Source organism: Campylobacter sp. 2018MI01, assembly GCF_018501205.1.
In the GTDB taxonomy this organism is placed as follows: Bacteria; Campylobacterota; Campylobacteria; order Campylobacterales; family Campylobacteraceae; genus Campylobacter_E.
The window spans coordinates 1-641 of record NZ_JAHCZE010000131.1 but is presented as its reverse complement, the minus strand read 5'-3'; the positions used below and the strand labels follow the sequence as shown (position 1 = coordinate 641).

General features: G+C 34.0%; 1 protein-coding gene. It reads left to right on the top strand.

Annotated features, from left to right (window positions below; translation table 11 throughout):
* A partial coding sequence (locus tag KJQ97_RS09315; RefSeq protein ID WP_284454211.1) for a flagellin occupies nucleotides 1–568 on the top strand: 568 nt, incomplete at its 5' end.
* Nucleotides 569–641: the final 73 nt, after the last annotated feature.

Here is a 641-nt window from a genome sequence, read left to right as displayed (position 1 = left end):
TAAGACTAACTTCGGAAGATTAAGTTTTTCATCAACTAATGGTAAAGACATAGTTGTAGAAGCTACTAGAGATTATGTTGGGGCTGATGATAAATTGCATAGTATGGATGTTACAAGTGCAATAGGCTATGATAAAAATGTTTCTGAAAAAACAGTTAGCTTAAGAGAAACTAATGCTACTATAGATAGAGAAACAGCAGATGCAATGGGCTTTAATGCTAATGATTGGCAAGCAACTGATGCAGGAGATAATAAGAATGGTTATGCTGCAGGTGTAATGACTTTAAAAGGCGCACAAGCAATGATGAATATTGCTGAATCAGCTCAAAAAGCTCTTGAAGCAATCAGAAGTGACCTTGGTTCTGTTCAAAATCAACTTGTTTCAACTGTTAATAATATTTCAGTTACTCAAGTAAATGTTAAATCAGCTGAAAGTAATATTAGAGATGTTGACTTTGCATCTGAGAGTGCTACATTTAGTAAACACCAAATCTTAGCTCAAAGTGGAGTTTATGCAATGAGCCAAGCTAACGCTGTTCAACAAAACGTAATGAGATTATTACAATAGTTTTAAAGGTGCAATGCACCTTTAAAAACGCATTAAAGATTATTGCGTTAATGAATGGAGTTTTTAAGGTGCT